This window comes from Streptosporangium sp. NPDC048886, from assembly GCF_055586905.1.
The window spans coordinates 189,343-208,210 of record NZ_JBVJHH010000002.1 but is presented as its reverse complement, the minus strand read 5'-3'; the positions used below and the strand labels follow the sequence as shown (position 1 = coordinate 208,210).

Genomic DNA, 18,868 nt, shown 5'->3' with positions numbered 1-18,868 from the left:
CTGCCGTCCGGACCGGCTCGACCCTGCCGGTCGGCCCCGGGGGCGCGTGCGACAGTCCCGCGCTCCCGGGGTTTCGGCATCTCCGGCCCCGCCGGACCTGCCGGGCTCGCCGGACGGGAATTGAGTTGGCGTTACCCGTGTTGTAACAGGTATCTTCGGATGGCTCGGTTCTTCGGAGCCGGGTTGACAATTCAACAGGGGGGTGACTGGTTTCGACTTTGGCTTTGCAAGTCAGGAGAAGCGGGTCGAGGACTGCGGACATAACCTCGTTAACACTGTGACCGCGACCAACAAGTGCCAATAAGACGCACTCTGAGGTCAGCCAGGCTCGCCTGGCCCTCGCCGCCTAAGCAGCGAGTGACCTCTGCCGGCCCGGGAGCGCCTCCGGCCCGGATCCGGCATCGCTAGGAGGCTCAACCGATCGACCCGGCCACGGGGAAGATCGGGAAATCAAACAGTGGCTGAGCCCGTCGGCGTCTTGCCTGTGTGAACGCCGGGGCTGAGAAAAGCACAGCAGGCTGCACCCGGAGAAGCCCTGTCTTGGAGTTGAAGGACGCGGGTTCGATTCCCGCCACCTCCACCCCCGTCCCGCGCCCGAGCGTGCGGGGCAGATCGTCCAAGGGCGGTCGGGTCGGCGTCATCGCCGACCCGGCCGCCCTTCGGTCTCTGTCGGGCCTGCGGGCTGTCCGGAAGCGGATCCATGGAGAGCGTGTCATCCATGTTCCGCGACAGCGCGCGCCTCATCTTCGAGCGGTCACTCCCCGGCACCCGCTGCGAGATTTGACCTCAAGTTAAGTTGAGGTCACAGAGTAGGGGTTCTTCAGTAGATCTACCGGAAGGAACGGTCATGCGCGCCGTCGTGCTGCATGTGTTCGGGCCCGCTGAGAACCTCCGTTACGAGACCGTGCCCGATCCCGTACCGGGGCCGGGCGAGGTCCGCGTCTCGGTGCGGGCCGCGGGAGTCCACCAGATCGAGACGGCGATGCGGGAAGGGCTGGAGATCGGTCCGCCGCTTCCCGAACTCCCGGCGATCTTCGGGGGAGAGGTGGCCGGTGTCGTCGAGTCGGTCGGGCCGGACGTGGACGAGACCTGGATCGGCGCCGAGGTGGTGACCGCGCGGGGCGGGCCGGGAGGCTACGCCGAGCTCGCCGTCGCCGACGTCTCGTCCCTGCACCGGATTCCGGCCGGACTGGGGTACGAGGCCGCCGTCACCATGGTCGTCACCGGCACCACCACCGTCGGCCTGCTCGACATCGCCGATCTCACCTCCGACGACGTGGTCCTGATCACCTCCGCGGCCGGCGGTATCGGCCGTCTGGCCGTCCAGTCCGCTCGCCGCCTCGGCGCCACGGTCATCGGCGTGGCGGGCGGAGCGGCGAAGACGGCGGACGTGCGAGAGCTCGGAGCCGACATCGCCGTCGACTACAACCTGCCGGACTGGGCGGACATCGTCCGCGACGCCTTGGGCGGGCGTGGCGTCACGGTCGTGCTGGACGGTGTCGAGGGCGACAAGGGGCGCGCCGCCTTCGGGCTGCTGGCCGAGGGAGGGCGCTACGTCACCATCGGCGCGGCCTCGCGGGAGGAGTTCCGGCCCGAGGAGGCGGAGCTGAAGGAGCGCGGCGTGCGTTTCACCGACGCGCTGATGCTGCTGCTGGAGGGTCAGGACAGGCCCGCCGACGAGGCTCGCGCGCTCGCGGCGGCTGCCGACGGGATCATGCTGCCCGCCTTCCAGACCTTCCCCCTGTCGCAGGCGGCCGCGGCGCACGCCGCCCTGGAGTCACGGGCGACGACGGGCAAGGTCGTCCTCGTCCCCGACGCCCACCGGTGAGGTGCGGCCGGCGTGGTCCGGCCGGAGCGGTGGTCCCGTGAAGGTGGCAGGCGACATCACCCGCCGGCCGGCCCGTGAGGTCAGGCTTCGGCCGTGTGGTCGAGTGGGGGAGCGCCGAGTGATCTGGCGTTCTCGCGGACCTTGCCGAGGGCGGAGGTCAGGGCGCGCAGCTCCTCGTCGGTCAGGCCCCGGGTGATGTGGCGTTCGAGCGACTCCCGGTCGCTGGTGACCGGCCACTGGAGGGCCCGTCCCCGATCGGTGAGATAGAGCCGGACCAGGCGGTTGTCGGCGTCGTCGCGACGCCGGACCAGCAGGTCCGAGGCGCTCATGCGGGTGGCCATCTTCACCACGGTGGGGGTGGTGACGTTCAGCAGGGCGGCGAGTTCGCCCGGGGTGCGGCCGTCCTGCTCCCACAGGGCGGCCAAGACCAGGTTCTGGCCCAGGTGGAGGCCGTGGCGGCGCATCGACTCCTCGGCGACGGCGCGCAGGGCCTTGTGGGTCGTGGTCATCAGATCAAGGATCTCGGTCACCTTCCGATGATAGCTGGTCGGCTAATGAATTGACGGCTAATAATTAGCCGGCTAGCGTCTTCCTGTCGATAGACGGCAAACGGAACGGAGCCAGTCGTGAGGAAGCTTGGAACCCTGGAGGTCGGCGCGGTCGGTCTCGGCGCGATGGGCATGGGCGGCTCGTACGGCCCGGTCGACGAGAGCGAGTCCGTCCACGCGATCCACCGGGCGCTCGACCTGGGCGTCACCCTGCTCGACACCGCCGACTTCTACGGCGGCGGGTCGAGCGAGGAGATCGTCGGCAAGGCCCTCCAGGGGAGGCGGGCGCAGGCCGTGCTGGCCACCAAGACCGGGAGCGTGCGCGGCCCCGGCGGGATGAGGATCGACGGCGGCCCCGCCCACATCCGGCGGGCGATCGACGGCTCCCTGCGGAGGCTGGGCACCGACCACGTGGATCTGTACTACCTGGCCAGGGTCGATCCCCAGGTCCCGATCGAGGAGAGCGTCGGCGCCATGGCCGAGCTGGTCGCCGAGGGCAAGGTGCGCCACCTCGGCCTGTGCGAGGCGAGCGTGACCACGATCCGCAGGGCCTGTGCCGTGCACCCGATAGCGGCCCTCCAGACCGAATACTCGCTGTGGGAGCGCCACGTCGAGACCTCGATCCTGCCCGCCCTGCGCGAGCTGGGCGTCGGACTGGTCGCCTACCGCCCCCTGGGCAGCGGGTTCCTCGGCGGCTCCTTCGCCACCCCCGACAAGCTGCCCGAGGGGGACTTCCGGCGGGCCGACCCGCGCTTCCAGGGGGAGAACCTCACCCGGAACCAGGCTCTGGCCGCCGCCGTGGCCGAGCTCGCCGCCGCCAAGGGCGTCACCCCGGCCCAGCTCGCCCTGGCCTGGGTGCTGTCGCGGGGCGAGGACGTCGTGACGATCCCGGGGACCAGGCGGGCCTCCCGCGTGGCGGAGAACGCCTCGGCGGCGGGTCTCACGCTCACCCCCGGGGAGGCTGAGGCGCTGGAGGCGCTGGGGACCGCCTCGGGCGAGCGCTATCCGGAGTCCCTGATGAGCACCGTCGACCAGGACTGACGGCGGCCCCTCCCGGTGGCGCGGGTGGGGATACCGGAAAGTGCGCAGAACGCCGGAAAGCTACGCTGACTCCGATGAATCCTTCGGAACGGGCCGCACCGGGCGAGTCGCGGGTGATCGGCGGCTACCTGCTCCGGCGCGTGCTCGGGCGCGGCGGCATGGGCACCGTGCATCTCGCCACCACCCCGACCGGCGGCCTGGCCGCGGTGAAGGTGATCAATCCGGAGCTGGCGCGCGACCCCGCCTTCCGGCGGCGGTTCGAACGAGAGGTCGCCGCCGCCCGCCTGGTGGCCCGCTTCTGCACGGCCCCCGTGCTGGACGCCGGGCTCGACGGGGACGTGGCCTACCTCGTCACCGAATACGTCAAGGGTCCCGACCTGGCGCAGGCCGTACGGGACCAGGGGCCGATGGCCGGGTCCGACCTGGAGGCCCTCGCGGTCGGCATCGCGGTCGCGCTGAACGCCATCCACGGGGCGGGAGTGATCCACCGGGACCTCAAGCCGTCGAACGTGCTGCTCTCGCCGCTGGGCCCCCGAGTGATCGACTTCGGGGTCGCGAAACTGGTCGACGGGGACAGCCTGGCCAGCCAGGCGGTCGTGGGGACGCCGGCGTTCATGGCCCCCGAGCAGGTGCGCGGGGAGGCGCTCACCCCGGCGGCCGACATCTACGCCTGGGGCGGTGTGATCGCGTTCGCGGGGACCGGGCGGCTGCCGTTCGGCGGCGGGGCGCCCGCGGAGGTGCTCTACCGGATCGTCAACGAGGGGCCGCATCTCGACGGTCTGGACGGGCGGCTGCGCGGCTTCGTCGAGCGGGCCATGGCCAAGGACCCGGCCGGCCGGCCGAGCGCCCGCGACCTGCTCGGCGAGCTGGTCGGCGGCCGGGACATGACACCGGCGACGGCCACCCAGGTGGTCGAGCGGACCTGGACGGGCCACCTCGGTCCGCTGCCCGGGGCAGCCGGGGCGGCCGGGGCGCCCGGGGTGGCCGGGGCGGCCGGGCAGGGCCCGGGGCACACCGCCCGGAGCGGGCGGCGCAGGCGGCTGCTCGCCGGTCTGGCCGCCGCTCTGGCCGTCGTGGCGGTGGCGGCCGGGGCGGTGACGTGGTGGGCCATGGGACGCTCCGGCGGGACGTGGCCCTTCCACGCCGACTTCGGCGGCGCGGACCACTCCTGGTCGGTGGGCGCCACCGACGCCGGGCGCGCGGAGGTCACCGGCGGGGCCTACCTGCTGACCGTGAACCCGGGCTGGCGGCTGTGGAAGTCGGCGCCCGCGCCGGACGAGCCCGAGGGCGGAGTGGTCATCAGCAGCTCGGCGCGGCTGACCGGGGGGACGGGAGAGTTCGGCGTCTGGTGCCGGGGCGACTCCGGCGGCGGCGACCGCTACGAGTTCACGGTCAGCGGCTCCGGCACGGTCTCGATCACCAAGAGGCGGGCGGGGCAGAAGGGCGCAGTCCTGTACGGCCCCGCCGGGAACGCGGACATCAAGAAGTCGGCCGACAACCGGATCGTCGCCGAATGCCGGCCCGACGGGTCGGCGCTCGTCCTGCGCGTGTGGGTCAACGAGGCCATGGCCGGGCAGGCCGTCGACGGCAGTCCCCACGGCCCGGGGAAGATCGGCGTGCACGCCGCGCCGGACGGCGACGCGGCGGTGCGGGTCAGGTTCGGTACGTTCGACGCGCGCCCGGCGGAGGGGTAGCCGCATGCGGTTCGGTCTGCTGGGGCCGCTCCAGATCCTCGACGGCGGCCAGGTCCTGACCCCCGGCCCGGCCAAGCACCGCGCGCTCCTGGCCGCCCTGCTGCTGCGCGCGGGGCACGTCGTGACGCTCGACCGCCTGACCGCCGTGGTGTGGGGCGACGATCCGCCGGCCTCGGCCGAGTCGGTGCTGCGGGTCTACGTGAGCGCGCTGCGCCGCCTGGTCGGGGCCGAGACCATCCGCACGGCTCCCGGCGGCTACCTGATCGCGATCCCCGCCGAGGAGGTGGACGCGCACCGCTTCGAGCGCATGGTCGAGCAGGCGCGCCGGGCCCGTGACGCCGGGCGCGCGGCGGAGGCCGCCGACGGGCTGCGCGGTGCTCTGGGGCTGTGGCGCGGACCGGCGCTGGCCGATGTCGACTCCGGCGAGCTGCGGCGGACGCAGGCCGTACGGCTTGAGGAGCTGCGGCTCAGCGCGGCCGAGGAGCGGATCGACCTGGACCTGACGCTCGGACGCCACGGCGAGGTCGTCGGCGAGCTCCGCGCGCTCGTCGCGGCCTACCCGCTCAGGGAGCGCGCCTGGGGACAGTTGATCCTCGCGCTGCACCAGGCGGGGAGGCGGTCGGAGGCGCTCGCGGCCTACCAGGACGCCCGCCGCGTGCTGGTGGAGGAGCTGGGGCTGGAGCCGGGCCCGCAGCTGCGGGCGGCTCACGACAGGGTGCTGGCCGGGCGGGGACCGGCCGGGCAGGCGGGGGAGCGCGGCGCCGTCCCGCACGAGACGCCGCCCGACATCGCCGACTTCACCGGCCGCGCGGAGGTCCTGAGCTGGATCGCGGGGCAGGCGACCGCCGCCGGCGGCGCCCCGGTCCATCTGGTGCTGCACGGGCCGGCCGGGTCGGGCAAGAGCGCCGTGGCGGTCCACGCCGCCACGCTGCTGGGCGCGGAGTTCCCCGACGGCCGCCTCCACGCCGCGCTGCGCGCGGGCAGCCGTCCGGCCGGTGCGGGCGGGGTGCTGGAGGATCTGCTGCGCTCCCTCGGCTGTCCCGAGGGGGCCGTCCCCGCCGGCCTTGAGGACAGGGTGCGGCTCTACCGCAGCATGACGGCCACCCGGCGGCTGCTGGTGGTGCTGGACGACGCCGTCGGCGAGTCCCAGGTCAGGCCGCTGCTGCCGACGGGGCCGGGCTGCCTGACGCTGGTGACCAGCAGGTCACCGCTGTACGGGCTGGAGGCGTCCCGCGCCTTCGAGCTGGGCGTGCTCGGCACCGCCGACTCGGTGACGATGCTGGCCAGGGTGGCGGGGGAGGCACGGGTGCGGGCCGAGCCGCAGGCCGCGCGGCGGATCGCCGAGCTGTGCGGCGGGCTCCCGCTGGCGCTGCGGATCGCGGGGTCCCGGCTGGCCCGGCGGCCCGGCTGGACCCTGGAGCACCTGGCCGGCCGGCTGGGCGACGAGCGTGGGCGGCTGGACGAGCTGACGGCGGGGGACCTGGCCGTGCGGGGCAGTCTCGGCCTCGGCTACCGGGGCCTGGCGGAGGAGGAGCAGCGGCTGCTGCGGCGCCTCGGGTCGCTGTCGGCGCCGGACGTCGCGCCGTGGGCCGCCGCCGCGGCGTTCGGCGGCCTGCGGGTGGAGCGGCAGCTGGAGGAGCTGGCCGGGGCCGGCCTGCTCCAGGCGCGCGGGCTGGACGACGCGGGCCAGGAGCGGTACGGCTGGCACGATCTGACCCGGCTCTACGCCGCCGAGCGCCTGGTCGAGGAGGAGGGCACGGCCGAGCGGGTGCTCGCCGTGGTGGCGCGTGAGGTTCTGGAGCGGGTCCGGCGGGCCCGCACCCTGCTGCTGCCGGCCGAGCCGGGCACCGGCCAGACCGTGGCACGCACGGCGGAGTGGAGCCCGGCCCTGGAGACGGCGCACCTGCGCGAGTCGGCCCGGTGGCTCGGGGCCGAACGGGGGTTCCTGGTCGCCGCCGTCGCGGACTTCCACCGCGCGGGGCTGGCCGACGCGGCCTGGCGGCTGGCGTTCTACCTGACGCCGTTCTTCGAACTGCGCGCCCACCACGAGGACTGGCACGCGACGAACCGGACCGGCCTGGAGGCCGCGCGGCTGGCGGGGCACCGGCACGGCGAGGCGCTGCTGCTGAGGGCGCTGGCCGACCTGCACCGGATCGAGGGCCGTCTGGAGGAGGCGGCGCGGGCCCTCCAGGCGGCGCTGTCCCGTTTCCGGGAGCTGGGCGACGGGCCGGAGGAGGCCCGCGCGCGCCACCGGCTCGGCCTGGTCCTCGCCGCCCAGGACCGTCCCGCCGAGGCGGAGCGGTGCCTGGCCGAGTGCCTGGCCGCGTTCGAGGCGGCCGGCGACGCGCGTGGCCGGGCGGACGCGCTGCGCGCGCTGGGGACGCTGCGGCGGGCCGAGGAGCTGCTGACGGCCGGCCTCCACGCCTACCGTGAGCTGGGAGACCCCCGGGGCGAGGCGGCGACGCTGCGCGAGCTGGCCCTGCTCCACCTGGACCTGCGGCGGGTGTCGGCCGCCCGGGACTGCGCCGAGCGCGGCCTGCGCATCGACCGGCGGCTGGGTGACCGGCTGCCCGAGGCCGCCGGCCTGCTGTTGCTGGCCCGGGTGGCGCGTGCCGAGGGGGTGCCGGAGGCGGCGCGGGCGGCGGCGCGGGAGGCGTCGACGATCTTCAAGGAGTACGGCGACCGCCGGGGGGCCGCCCGTGCGTCCCTGGTCCTGGCAGGGGCGGATCTCGACCTTGATGAGATCGATGGGGCGTTTGCCGCGATTGCCGGTTCTCTGGCAGAGTTCGACGCTCTCGGCGATCGGCGAGGGACGGCCGAGGCGGAGGAGCTCGCCCAGGAGGCGCGTCGCCGCCGCGGTCTGCGTCGATAGCGCACCACCTGCGGATACGGCGGGCTATACGGATCCTGAAGGTCGCCCCCCTACATTCGTGACCCTGACCCCCGAAAAAGCAAAGGTGACACAGGATGCGAAGGAAGATCGCCCTCGCCGTGGCCGCCCCCGGACTGGTGATGGCCCTGACGGCGTGCGGCGCGCTCGGCGACCTGCAGGGCGGTGGCGGGCAGGAGCGCCAGGCCCGGCAGGCGGCCCGGACGGCCGCCTCCGGCGCTCCGTCGCAGGGAGAGCAGGCCCCGTCCGGGACGCAGGAGCAGGCCCGGCCCGAGTCGCAGGCGAGCGCGCCGCCCCAGCAGGGGGAGGTGATCGCCACCCGCCAGGTCAAGGCGGGCGGGGCGGAGCTGACCGTGGACGTCACCGGTCTCCGGCGGCAGGGACGGCTGACCACGCTGAGCTGGACCATCACCAACACCGGTGACACCAAGTGGAACATGAGCAGCCTGATGGGAGACACGCCCGCCTATCTCGGCCTGACGGTGGCCGGGGTGAACCTCGTCGACCCCGTCAACGCCAAGCGCTACCGGCCCGCCCGCACCGGCACCGGTGGTGCCACCAAGTGCCTGTGCTCGGAGTACGACATCACGACCGAGCCCGGGGAGGTCCTGCCGCTGTACGCGTCGTACGCCGCGCCGCCGTCGGACGTAGAGAAGATCAACATTGAGTTCCCGGTCCTCGGGGTGTTCACCGATGTCCCGATCTCCTGACCGCGCCCGGCGTGCCCTGGTCGCCGCGGTGCTGGCCGGCGGGCTCGTCGCCGGAGCCGGGCCGGCGGCGTGGGCGGAGCCGGACCCGCCGGCCGACGCCACGGCCCCGGTGGAGGACCTCCTCCTGCCGGTCGACGACATCCTGGCCGAGTCCGAGTCCCTGGACGGTAGCGAGAGCGAGTCGAAGCAGGGCCGGACGGTCACCCTGGCGCTCACCAGCGACGTGCTGTTCGCCCTCGACCGGGCCGCGCTGACCGCCAAGGCGACGGCACGGCTGCGGGGGGTCGCCGGCCGGATCAAGGCGGAGTCGGCCGGCGGCCTGATCAAGATCCTGGGGCACACCGACGACCAGGGGACCGACGCCTACAACGACCGGCTGTCCCTGCGGCGGGCGCAGGCCGTGCGGGGGGCGCTGCGGGACCTGCTGGCCGGGCAGAACGTGACCTTCGAGGCCACCGGCCTCGGCGAGCGGCGGCCGAAGGCGCCCAACCTCGTCGACGGCAGGCCGGTCGAGGAGAACCGGGCCAGGAACCGCCGCGTCGAGATCGTCTTCACCGCCAGGTGACCGCGGGAGGAAGCGCCCTCCCGCGCTCCCGTACGGCCTGCCCCGCGCCGCCGGTGCCCGTGTCTCCCGGCTGTGGCGGGACAGTGCCCTCCCTCGCTCCCGCCGGCCGTACGGCCTGCCCCGCACCCGAGGGCCGGCCGTACGGCCTGCCCCGCGCCCGAGCGGTCCCGCCCCGGCGCGCGGCCCGGAGCGGCCGGGCCCCGGCGCGCTCGCGGAGGGCCCGGCGGTGAGCGGGCCGGTCAGCCGCCGGGCAGCTCGCCCAGGGTCACGGTGACGGTGGAGGACGACCTGTCGGGACGCAGGAGCTCGACCTTGGCCCGGTCGCCGGGGCGGAGGGCGGCGATGATCTCCGACAGGGCCTGGGCCGTCGGGGTGGGCGTGCCGTTGATCGAGACGATCACGTCACCGGGCCTGATGCCCGCCTGGTCGGCGCTGCCGCCTCGGGACACGCGCACGACACCGGCGCCCACGGGACCGCCCCCGGAGCCGATCACGGTCTGTATGGTGACGCCGAGGGCGGCCCGGTGGGTGTTGGCGACCTTGCCGGTCTCGACGATCTGCCGGGCGATGTCGGTGGCGGTGTTGGACGGGATCGCGAAGCCGATGCCCGGGGCCTGCCCGCCGCCGAGCTCGGGGTTGACGGCGGTCAGGGTCGGGATGCCGATGACCTCGCCGGAGAGGTTGACCAGGGCGCCGCCGCTGTTGCCGGGGTTGATCGCGGCCGAGGTCTGGATGGCGCCGGCGATCGTCGCGCCGGGGGACCCGCCGTCCGTGGGCTCGCTGACCGTACGGCCCAGCGCCGAGACGATGCCGTCGGTGACGCTGCCGGACAGGCCCAGCGGGTTGCCCATGGCCAGCACGATCTGACCGACCCGCAGCTTGCCGGAGTCGCCGAACACGGCCGGCCTCAGTCCGGCGGGGTCGTTCACCTTGATCACGGCCAGGTCGCCGAGGTCGAAGGACTCCACGAGCTCGGCCCGGCGGGGGGTGCCGCCGGTGGCGAGCGTCACCTCGAACCGCTTGGCCCGGCCGACCACGTGGGCGTTGGTGATGATGTGCCCGGAGCTGTCGTAGACGATGCCCGAGCCGAGACCGCTCTCCGTGGTGATCTGCACGATGGAGGGCAGCACCTTGGTGATGACCCGTTCGTAGGCGCCCTCCAGGGCCGCCGGGCCGCCCGGGGGCTGGGCCTGGGGCTGGGTCTGGGCCGGGGACGAGGCCGGGGGCGGGACTCCGGTCGGCTCGGTGGCCGTGCCGGACGGTTGCGATCGTGTGCTCTGGCCGCAGCCGGCGAGCGCCACGGCGATGGCGGCGGCCAGCACGACACGTGAAGTCGATCCCCCCATGAAGGGATATCTTCCCAGCTCAGGATGGAAGATACGTGTCCCGGAGGCTGCTGCGGCTCAGCTTGCCGGTGGGGGTGCGCGGCAGCCGGTCGCGATACTCGATCACGCGGGGATGCTTGAGCCGTGCCAGCCTGGGCGCGCAGTGGGCCAGCAGGTCGGCGGTGAGGCCGGGGCCGGGCTCGGCGCCGGGGGCCGGCTGGACCAGGGCGACGGCCCGCTGCCCCCACTCCGGGTCCGGCACGCCGATCACGGCCACGTCCGCCACCGCGGGGTGCTCCAGCAGGGCGGCCTCGATCTCGGCGGGGTAGATGTTCACCCCGCCGGAGATGATCAGGTCGGTGCGCCGGTCGCACAGGAACAGGTAGCCCTCCCCGTCCAGGTAGCCGATGTCGCCGGGGGTGTAGAGGCGGCCGCGCATCGCGGCGGCGGTCTTGGACGGGTCCTGGTGGTATTCGAACCGGTTGATGCCGCCGATGTAGACCAGTCCCGGCTCGCCGGGCGGGAGCTCCGTGCCGTCGTCGGCGAGGATCGTGAACTCCATGCCGTCGATCGCCCGGCCGACCGTGCCCGGCCGCTCCAGCCACTCGGCCGAGGAGACCATGGTGGCCACGGCGGCCTCGGTCGAGCCGTAGTACTCCCACAGCACCGGGCCGAGCCAGTCGATCATCGCCTGCTTGGTGGCGGGCGGGCACGGGGCGGCGCCGTGATAGAGGTGAGTCAATGACGATAAATCATGCTTTTCCCTGATCTCCGCGGGCAGGGCCAGCAGCCGGTGGAACATGGTCGGCACCATGAACGTGTTGGTCACCCGGTGCCGCTCGATCAGCCCGAGCGTCTCCTCGGCGTCGAACCGCTCGGTGGCCACGAGCGTGTGACCGAGCTGCAGGGCCATCATCGCCTGGCCGTACGGGGCGGAGTGGTAGAGCTGGGAAAGCAGCAGGTGCACGCCGTCGGGCGGGAGCGCGAAGTGCCGCCAGCTCTTGCGCGTCAGGATCGGGTGGAGGTCCTCGGGGGTGAGATCGATCAGCCGCCTCCGGACGCCCTTGGGCCTGCCGGTGGTGCCGGAGGTGTAGAGCATCATCGATCCGGCCCGGCGCTCCCGGGGCGGGGCGGCGGGCCGTCCCGCGGCGAGGTCGCCGGGCTCCACGGAGCCGGCCGGCAGGACGTGTGCGTGGCGTCCGGAGCCCACCACCACGCGCGCCGCGCAGTCGGTGACGATGTAGCCGACCTCCTCGGCGGTGTAGTGCCAGTTCACCGGGACGTGGTAGGCGCCGATCTGGTAGGTCGCGAGCATCATCGTGACCGCGTCGGCGCCGTTGGGCAGGACCGTGACCACGGCGTCGCCGGGCCGGGTGCCGCGGGCGAGGAGGCCGTGGGAGACCTGGTTGGCCCGGGCGTGAAGCTCGCCGTACGTCGTGGCGGTGCCCGCGACGACGGCGACGCGTCCGGGGTCGGCCACGGCGATCTCGTAGAAGCCCCTCATGGCGTGACCATACAGAACGACATTCTGTTTATGGAAGAGGGCAGACATCACCAGGGAAAATGGGCACCTCGTGGCTTAAGTGTAATTGTGAGCCGGTGTATCGATCACGGGAGGTGACGTAATGTGACGCCTATGGCGGACGTTGGTGGAAACTCCTCCGGGCGCTCTCGTGAGAGATATGTCCCGTCCTATGAGGCGCTCACGGCACCTATACCCGCTGTCCGTGACGATGACGGTGCGATGATCGGCACCCGGGTGCCCCGGCGCTTCCCCATCGGAGACGGGGAGGAGGCCGTGCTCGTCTCGCGGCGCGGCTCCGATGGAGCGTTCCCCGACCCTGATCCGTCCCACCCCTCCGGCACTCTCGGTAACCGCGGCGTGCCCGGCGGAGCCGGCCCGGTCCCGCACCCCGCTCCGCCGGCGCGGACGGGCGTCGCCCGATTCCGGGCGGCCATCAGCGTCGTCGCCGCCGTCGTCAGCGCCGCGGCGATCGTCGGGGCCTTCGTGCTGTTCGCCGGTGACGAGCCCGACGATCCGGTGCCGCTCCCGCAGGCCGACGCCGCCACCGAGCCGATGCTCCCCCGGGCCGTGCCCACGATCACGCTGCCCGGCGTGCCCAGGGTGAAGGCCCTGCAGCCGCTGCCGGGCACGCCGAGTCCGGTGCTGGGTTCGGTGACCGACGCCAAGGCCGCGATCACCTACGCCAGGCTGGGCGGCCCGTGGGCGCTCGGCGCCATCCCGTCGTTCTCGGCCGGCCAGCTGGTGGGCGCGGCGCGGCTGCCGCGCACGATGGCCGCCTCCGGCCCGCTCCCCGGGGCGGCGCCGGCCGCCGCGCTGAAGACCGGCGCCGACTTCCGCAAGGCGGCGCTGAGCGCGGTCAGGTGGACGGTCCGCAAGCACTACCCGGCGGGCAGCAGGGTCGCCTGGACCGCCTCGCAGGAGCCGGTCGCCGGCAGGGGCTGGACCTTCGGCTACCGGGTGACCTACCGGGTCAAGGGGGCTGTGCGCAGCTCCCAGGCGGCGCTCGCGCTGCTGGACGTGGGCCGCCGGAAGCCCGCCATCCTCTTCGTGACCGTGCCCGACACGCGCAAGCAGCTCTGGGCTGATATCGCACCTTTGGTGGCGAGTGTCCGCGCGTTGTGATGGAACCACCTTCTAGAATATGGTTCTGCCACTGAACCGTGTCTGGAGGCTGTCATGGCGATCGGGTTGAGCGAGGAGCACGAGGCGCTCCACGAGTCGGTGAGCGGCTGGGCGGAGCGGAACATCCGCTCCGAGACCGTGCGCGCGGCCGTCGCGGCGGAGACCGAGGAGCGCCCCGCCTTCTGGCCCGGCCTCGCCGAGCAGGGGCTGCTCGGCCTGCACCTGCCGGAGGAGTACGGCGGCAGCGGCTACGGCCTGCTGGAGGCCGCCGTCGCCGTCGAGGCGCTCGGCGAGCGGGTCGCCCCCGGCCCCTACGTCCCGACCGTGCTCGCCGGCGCCGTGATCCTGGCCTCCGACGGCAAGGCCCGGGGCGAGCTCCTGCCCGGCCTGGCCGACGGCACGCTGACCGGCGCGGTCGCGCTGACCGGTTCGATCACCGGGACCCACGGGGAGGACGGCACGCTGACCGTCCGGGGCGTCGCCGAGCCGGTCCTGGGCGGCACGCTCGCCGACGTCCTGGTGCTCCCGGTGAGCACCGACCGCGGCGAGGAGTGGGTCGCGCTGGACGCCTCCGCGGCGACCGTCACCCCGCTCGGCTCGCTCGACCTGACCCGCGGCGTCGCGAAGGTCGAACTGGAGGAGGTGGCCGTGCCGGCGGGGCGGGTGCTGGACGGGCTGGACGGACCGGACGTCCTCGACCTGGCCGCGATCCTGCTCGGCGCCGAGGCCGCGGGCGTCGCGTCGTGGTGCGTGCGCGCCGCGTCGGAGTACGCCAAGGTGCGCGTGCAGTTCGGCCGTCCGATCGGCCAGTTCCAGGGCATCAAGCACAAGGCCGCCCGGATGCTCGTCGCGCTGGAGCAGGCCCGGGCCACCGTATGGGACGCCACCCGCGCCGCGGAGCGGGCCGGCCGCGGGGCCGGCGGGGAGGCGGGCGCGACCGAGGGAGCCGCCGGCGAGGCCGCCTACGCCGCCGCGATCGCGGGCGTGGTCGCCCCCGACGCCGCCGTGCAGTGCGCCAAGGACGCCGTCCAGATCTTCGGCGGCATCGGCTACACCTACGAGCACGACGCCCACCTCTACTACCGCCGCGCGCTGACCCTGCGCGCGCTGCTCGGCCCCTCCGCCGACTGGGCCGAGACGGTCGCCTCGCTGGCGCTGAGCGGGGTGAGCCGGGAGATGGAGATCGATCTGCCCGACGACGCCGCCGCGCTGCGCGCGGAGATCCGGGCCGAGATCGCCGAGATCGCCAAGCTGGAGGGCAGGGAGCAGAAGCGGGCGCTGGCCAAAGCCGGCTACGTCATGCCGCACCTGGCCAGGCCGTGGGGCCGCGACGCCAGACCGCTGGAGCAGGTGCTCATCTTCCAGGAGCTCAAGGCCGCCCGCGTCAAGCTGCCCCAGATGATCATCGGCGCCTGGGTGGTCCCGTCGATCGCCGCCTACGGCACGCCCGAGCAGCAGGAGCGCTTCCTGCCCGCCACGCTGAGCGGCGAGATGATCTGGTGCCAGCTCTTCTCCGAGCCGGGCGCCGGCTCCGACCTGGCCTCGCTGCAGATGAAGGCCGAGAAGGTCGAGGGGGGCTGGCGGCTCAACGGCCAGAAGATCTGGACCTCGGTCGCCCACGTCGCCGAGTGGGGCATCTGCATCGCCCGCAACTCCTCGGCGGGCTCCAAGCACGACGGCATCACCTACTTCCTGGTCGACATGAAGGGCCAGGGCGTCACGGTCCGGCCGCTGACCGAGATGACCGGTGAGAACCTGTTCAACGAGGTCTTCCTCGACGACGTGTTCGTCCCGGACGAGCTGGTCGTCGGGGAGGTCGGCCAGGGCTGGAAGGTCGCCCGCAACACCCTGTCCAACGAGCGGGTCTCGCTCTCCTCGGGCTCCGGCGGCACCGGTTCGTCGGTCCCCGACCTGGTCGGGCTGGCCGGGAGGCTCGGCCGCGAGCTCACCCCCGTCGAGCGCCAGGAGCTGGCCCGGGTGGTCTGCGAGGGTCACTCGATCAACGCCCTCGGCCTGCGGGTGACGCTGAAGCAGCTCACCGGTGCCGAGCCGGGCGCCGACGCCTCGGTCCGCAAGCTCCTGTCGACCTCGCACGCCCAGCACGTCTCGGAGTGCGCGGTCGGGCTGCTCGGCGCCTCCGCCGTGGTCGCCGCCGACATGAAGCTCGGCGACGCGGGCTACTGGAACCGCGCCGTCCTGGCCACCCGCGCCATGACGATCTACGGCGGCACCACCGAGGTGCAGCTGAACATCATCGGTGAGCGCATGCTCGGCCTGCCCCGCGACCCCGAGCCGGGCAAGTAGCCGGCTGAGGCGGTGCCTGCGGACATATCCCTAGGCACCGCCTAAAGTCGGTCACTATGCGCAGTGGGTGGGTCGAGACGGTGAACCGGTCCGCGCCCGCCCTGCTCGGGCTGCTGCTCGGGCTGCTCGCCCTCGGACCCGCGCTGGGACCGGGATACGTGCTCAGGTACGACATGGTGTTCGTGCCCGATCCGCCGCTGATCCCGCCGGGGGCGGGCTTCCCCCGGGCCGTGCCCAGCGACCTGGTGGTCGCCCTGCTCTCGCGCGTCGTACCCGCGCAGGCGGTCCAGAAGGCGATCCTGATCGGGATCTTCGTGCTGGCCGCCTCGGGCGCGGCCGCCCTGGTGCCCTCGCGGCGCCTCGGCCCCCGGCTGGCGGCCGCGGCCTTCTACGCCTGGAACGCATACCTCGCCCAGCGGCTCCTGCTCGGCCAGTGGGCGCTGCTGCTGGGGGTGGCCGGGCTGCCCTGGGCGGTGCGCGCGGTCGCGCTCGGCGGGCGGCTCCGCCTGGTCGCCGCGCTGATCCCGGCCGCGGTGGGCGGGTTCCAGGCGATGCTGGTCTCCGCGCTGGCCGTGCTCGCGACGGCGGCGGCCGCGCCGGCCCCCGCTCTCCCGGCGAGGGCGCGGCGGGTGGCGGAGGCCGCGCTGGCGCTGGGGTGCCTGAGCCTGCCCTGGCTGGTGCCCGCCCTGCTCAGCCGGGCCGTCACCGACCCCGCCGGGGTCCAGGCGTTCGCGGCCCGGGCCGACGGGCCGCTCGGGACGGCCGGGAGCCTGCTGACGCTCGGCGGGATCTGGAACGCCAACGCCGTCGTGCCGGGGCAGGGGTCCTGGTGGTCGGCGCTCGTACGGCTGGCACTGGCCGCGGTCGCGCTCTGGGGGTTCGCCCGGCTGCGCACCCCGCAACCGCCGCCGTACCGGGCCGGGCTGGCGGTGGCGGCGGGGGCCGGGCTGGCGGTGGCGCTGGCGGGGGCCTGGGCGCCGGGCCCGCTGAAGGGCCTGATCGCCTGGTGGCCCGGGTTCGGGCCGTTGCGTGACGGGCAGCTCTACCTGGCCCCGTTCGTCCTGCTCCAGGCGGTGGGCCTGGCCGGTGCCGTCGCGCGGTGGGGCTCCCGCGCCGTCGCGGCGGTCGCGGTGGCCGTCCCGGTGCTGGTCCTGCCGACGTTCGCGCTGGGCGCGTTCGGCAGGCTGGCGGCGGTCGACTACCCGGACGAGTGGCGCCGGGTCCAGGCGATCGTGAACGCCGACCCGGCGCCGGGGGCACTGCTGTCGCTGCCGTGGGGGGCGCACCGGGCGTTCGCGTGGAACGGCCACCGGGTGGTCCTCGACCCCGCCACCAAGATGTTCCGGCGCCGGGTGCTCTGGAACGACGCGCTGCTGGTGGGGCTGCCCGGCGGCGGCCGGCTGCGGGTCGCGGCGGAGGACCCGGCCGTCACCGCGGCGGAGACGGCGCTGCGCGCCGGACCGGGCGAGCGGGCGGCGGCGCTGGCGGCCCTCGGGATCCGCTACGTGCTGGCGGAGCCTGGCGATAACACGTTCCAAGGTGCCGCGACCGTCTTCCAGGGCCGCGAACTCCGCCTGCTACGTCTTGATCCACGCTCTTGAGCTCGTGTATCCGCAGCTCCTGGAAGTACCCGGCGGTAACTTTCTTTGTCACGGTTTCACTAAGGCTATGGCCTATGAGATGAATCACGTTCTACTCTCGGCACACTGTCAGGACTTTAGAGGGAGAGCTCAGTGATACGAGTGATCGCAGCCCTGGCCGTTGGGGCCGTCCTTGCGGTCGGTGCCTCCGTGGCAGTGGTCAACGTGGCCTCGCCCACGCCGGAGCCGCCCAACCGGCCGCTGTACAACTACGGCGACAGGTGATCCGCCGGGCCTGAGGGCCCCGGACGCCGTTTCTCTCCAGCCCGCCGGGCTTGAGCACCAGTCATCAGGAACGGGGTGTGGCTCCGCCATGCCCTGAGTCGGGCGCGCCGTCGCCGTAGAGGACGAGGAGACACCGTGGCCGACACCGTGGCCTTTTCCGGCGGGACCCCGAGCGCCGGACCGCGCCCGCCGGCCCCGCAGTGGCCCCGCCCGAGCGTGCAGGCCGTACCGGCCCCCGAGGCTCCGTTACGCGGGGTCCGGGTGGCGGTGCTGAACTTCCGCGAACCCCAGCAGTCGGTGGCGGGCGGCGCCGAGGAGTACGCCTGGCAGGTCAGCCGCCACCTGACCGCCCAGGGGGCCTCGGTCCACTTCGCGACCGCCCGCGAGCCGGGCCAGGCCAGGTCCGAGCGGCGCGACGGCGTCGAGCTGCGCAGGATGGGCAACCGCTACCTCGTCTACCTCCTCGTGCCGCTCTGGCTCCTGCTGCGCCGCCGCCGCTTCGACGTGGTCATCGACTCGATGAACGGCGTCCCCTTCTTCTCCCCGCTGGTGGTGCGCCGCCGTACCGTGGTGATCTGCCTGGTCCACCACGTGCACGACCGGCAGTTCCACGCCTTCCTCCCACCGTGGCTGGCCAGGATCGGCTGCTTCGTAGAGGGGCCGGTGGCGCGGCTGCTCTACCGCCGCCGCACGACGGTCACGGTCTCGGAGTCGTCCCGGGAGGACCTCCGCACGCGGCTGCGCTGGCTCGCCCCGATCCAGGTCGTGCCCAACGGCGCCCCCGCGGCCCGCCCGGCCGCGCGGCACGCCCTGCCCGGCGACCCCGCCCTGCTCTACCTGGGCAGGCTGGTCGGGCACAAACGGGTCGAGCGCGTCGTCTCCCTGGCGGCCGAGCTGGGCGAGCGCCGGCCCGGCCTGCACGTGCACGTCGTGGGACGCGGCCCGGAGTCCGGGGCCCTCGCCGCCCGGGCGGCCGAGCTGGAGGTCTCCGGCCGGGTGCACCTGCACGGCTTCCTCAGCGAGCCGGACAAGAACGCCGTGCTCGGCTCGGCCCTGCTGAACGTGACCGCCTCGGAGTTCGAGGGCTGGGGCCTGACCGTGATCGAGGCCGCCGCCTCCGGGGTGCCCACGGTCGCCTACGACGTCGCCGGGCTGCGCGACTCCGTCAAGGACGGGGTGACCGGCTGGCTGGTCCGCGACGGCGAGGCGCTCGCCGACGTGGTCGACCGGGCGATCGGGGAGCTGGCCGACCCGGTGCGGCGCACGGAGATCCAGCGGGCGTGCAGGGCCTGGGCGGGGGAGTTCACCTGGGGGAGAACCGGCGCTACGATAACCAGGCTCATCGCCACAGAACTCCCCACGGCCGGTCGCCGGGACCGGTCCGCGGGCTCGCCGGCCCGGACCGCCGATCTCCGTCTCGCCGTAGGTGAGACCGACCCCACTTGAGTGCC

Annotated in this window: 14 protein-coding genes and 1 other RNA gene; 12 read left to right on the top strand and 3 right to left on the bottom strand. The window is 74.0% G+C overall.

The features are described 5' to 3' along the window. Positions 1 to 198: 198 nt before the first annotated feature. Together ssrA and ACZ6R6_RS03180 are read left to right on the top strand one after the other, a co-directional pair. Positions 199 to 583, top strand: a transfer-messenger RNA (tmRNA) gene (gene ssrA / locus ACZ6R6_RS03185). Between the two features lie 264 nt (positions 584 to 847). Next, positions 848 to 1,828 carry a zinc-binding dehydrogenase gene (locus ACZ6R6_RS03180; protein WP_470089761.1) on the top strand — a complete coding sequence of 327 codons (981 nt, stop codon included), beginning with the start codon at positions 848 to 850 and terminating at the stop codon, positions 1,826 to 1,828. An 80-nt stretch (positions 1,829 to 1,908) separates the two neighbouring features. Here the strand turns inward: ACZ6R6_RS03180 and ACZ6R6_RS03175 are convergent, their stop codons facing one another. Beyond that, positions 1,909 to 2,358: a MarR family winged helix-turn-helix transcriptional regulator gene (locus ACZ6R6_RS03175; RefSeq protein ID WP_470089760.1), complete on the bottom strand. Its 450-nt coding sequence runs from the start codon at positions 2,356 to 2,358 to the stop codon at positions 1,909 to 1,911. Positions 2,359 to 2,454: 96 nt separating this feature from the next. Between ACZ6R6_RS03175 and ACZ6R6_RS03170 the strand changes: the two genes are divergently transcribed. From ACZ6R6_RS03170 to ACZ6R6_RS03150, 5 genes are all read left to right on the top strand, one after another. Next, entirely contained in the window at positions 2,455 to 3,417 is a 963-nt protein-coding gene (locus tag ACZ6R6_RS03170) for an aldo/keto reductase (RefSeq protein WP_470089758.1), read from the top strand. Between the two features lie 74 nt (positions 3,418 to 3,491). Then, complete coding sequence (locus ACZ6R6_RS03165; protein WP_470089756.1) at positions 3,492 to 5,111, top strand: serine/threonine-protein kinase; 1,620 nt, start codon at positions 3,492 to 3,494, stop codon at positions 5,109 to 5,111. A 4-nt stretch (positions 5,112 to 5,115) separates the two neighbouring features. Next, positions 5,116 to 7,983 carry an AfsR/SARP family transcriptional regulator gene (locus ACZ6R6_RS03160; RefSeq protein ID WP_470089754.1) on the top strand — a complete coding sequence of 956 codons (2,868 nt, stop codon included), beginning with the start codon at positions 5,116 to 5,118 and terminating at the stop codon, positions 7,981 to 7,983. Between the two features lie 95 nt (positions 7,984 to 8,078). Beyond that, entirely contained in the window at positions 8,079 to 8,711 is a 633-nt protein-coding gene (locus ACZ6R6_RS03155) for a hypothetical protein (RefSeq protein ID WP_470089753.1), read from the top strand. Beyond that, the gene (locus ACZ6R6_RS03150) at positions 8,695 to 9,276 is read left to right on the top strand and encodes an OmpA family protein (RefSeq protein ID WP_470089751.1); all 582 of its coding nucleotides are present in this window, start codon (positions 8,695 to 8,697) and stop codon (positions 9,274 to 9,276) included. Before ACZ6R6_RS03155 ends, ACZ6R6_RS03150 begins: the two co-directional genes overlap by 17 nt. A gap of 239 nt (positions 9,277 to 9,515) precedes the next feature. Here ACZ6R6_RS03150 and ACZ6R6_RS03145 read toward each other — a convergent pair whose 3' ends face one another. Continuing rightward, positions 9,516 to 10,622 (bottom strand): S1C family serine protease, encoded by a 1,107-nt coding sequence (locus tag ACZ6R6_RS03145; RefSeq protein ID WP_470089750.1) that lies wholly within the window; start codon positions 10,620 to 10,622, stop codon positions 9,516 to 9,518. Between the two features lie 19 nt (positions 10,623 to 10,641). Then, a complete protein-coding gene (locus tag ACZ6R6_RS03140) occupies positions 10,642 to 12,105 on the bottom strand; it encodes an AMP-binding protein (protein ID WP_470089748.1) in 1,464 nt (487 codons plus the stop codon). A gap of 240 nt (positions 12,106 to 12,345) precedes the next feature. Between ACZ6R6_RS03140 and ACZ6R6_RS03135 the strand changes: the two genes are divergently transcribed. From ACZ6R6_RS03135 to ACZ6R6_RS03115, 5 genes are all read left to right on the top strand, one after another. After that, a complete protein-coding gene (locus ACZ6R6_RS03135) occupies positions 12,346 to 13,248 on the top strand; it encodes a hypothetical protein (RefSeq protein ID WP_470089746.1) in 903 nt (300 codons plus the stop codon). A 54-nt stretch (positions 13,249 to 13,302) separates the two neighbouring features. Next, complete coding sequence (locus ACZ6R6_RS03130; RefSeq protein ID WP_470089744.1) at positions 13,303 to 15,552, top strand: acyl-CoA dehydrogenase; 2,250 nt, start codon at positions 13,303 to 13,305, stop codon at positions 15,550 to 15,552. 56 nt (positions 15,553 to 15,608) lie between these two features. After that, positions 15,609 to 17,153: an MmpA family trehalose lipid delivery protein gene (locus ACZ6R6_RS03125; RefSeq protein WP_470089742.1), complete on the top strand. Its 1,545-nt coding sequence runs from the start codon at positions 15,609 to 15,611 to the stop codon at positions 17,151 to 17,153. A gap of 132 nt (positions 17,154 to 17,285) precedes the next feature. Further along, entirely contained in the window at positions 17,286 to 17,417 is a 132-nt protein-coding gene (locus ACZ6R6_RS03120) for a hypothetical protein (RefSeq protein WP_306858894.1), read from the top strand. Between the two features lie 135 nt (positions 17,418 to 17,552). Next, positions 17,553 to 18,863 (top strand): glycosyltransferase family 4 protein, encoded by a 1,311-nt coding sequence (locus tag ACZ6R6_RS03115; protein WP_470089740.1) that lies wholly within the window; start codon positions 17,553 to 17,555, stop codon positions 18,861 to 18,863. The last annotated feature ends 5 nt before the right edge of the window (positions 18,864 to 18,868 follow it).

Coding starts and splice junctions, on each gene's coding strand:
- ACZ6R6_RS03180 (WP_470089761.1), top strand. CDS start 848: ATGCGCGCCGTCGTGCTGCATGTGTTCGGGCCCGCTGAGAACCTCCGT.
- ACZ6R6_RS03165 (WP_470089756.1), top strand. CDS start 3,492: ATGAATCCTTCGGAACGGGCCGCACCGGGCGAGTCGCGGGTGATCGGC.
- ACZ6R6_RS03160 (WP_470089754.1), top strand. CDS start 5,116: ATGCGGTTCGGTCTGCTGGGGCCGCTCCAGATCCTCGACGGCGGCCAG.
- ACZ6R6_RS03155 (WP_470089753.1), top strand. CDS start 8,079: ATGCGAAGGAAGATCGCCCTCGCCGTGGCCGCCCCCGGACTGGTGATG.
- ACZ6R6_RS03150 (WP_470089751.1), top strand. CDS start 8,695: ATGTCCCGATCTCCTGACCGCGCCCGGCGTGCCCTGGTCGCCGCGGTG.
- ACZ6R6_RS03145 (WP_470089750.1), bottom strand. CDS start 10,622: ATGGGGGGATCGACTTCACGTGTCGTGCTGGCCGCCGCCATCGCCGTG.
- ACZ6R6_RS03140 (WP_470089748.1), bottom strand. CDS start 12,105: ATGAGGGGCTTCTACGAGATCGCCGTGGCCGACCCCGGACGCGTCGCC.
- ACZ6R6_RS03135 (WP_470089746.1), top strand. CDS start 12,346: ATGATCGGCACCCGGGTGCCCCGGCGCTTCCCCATCGGAGACGGGGAG.
- ACZ6R6_RS03130 (WP_470089744.1), top strand. CDS start 13,303: ATGGCGATCGGGTTGAGCGAGGAGCACGAGGCGCTCCACGAGTCGGTG.
- ACZ6R6_RS03125 (WP_470089742.1), top strand. CDS start 15,609: ATGCGCAGTGGGTGGGTCGAGACGGTGAACCGGTCCGCGCCCGCCCTG.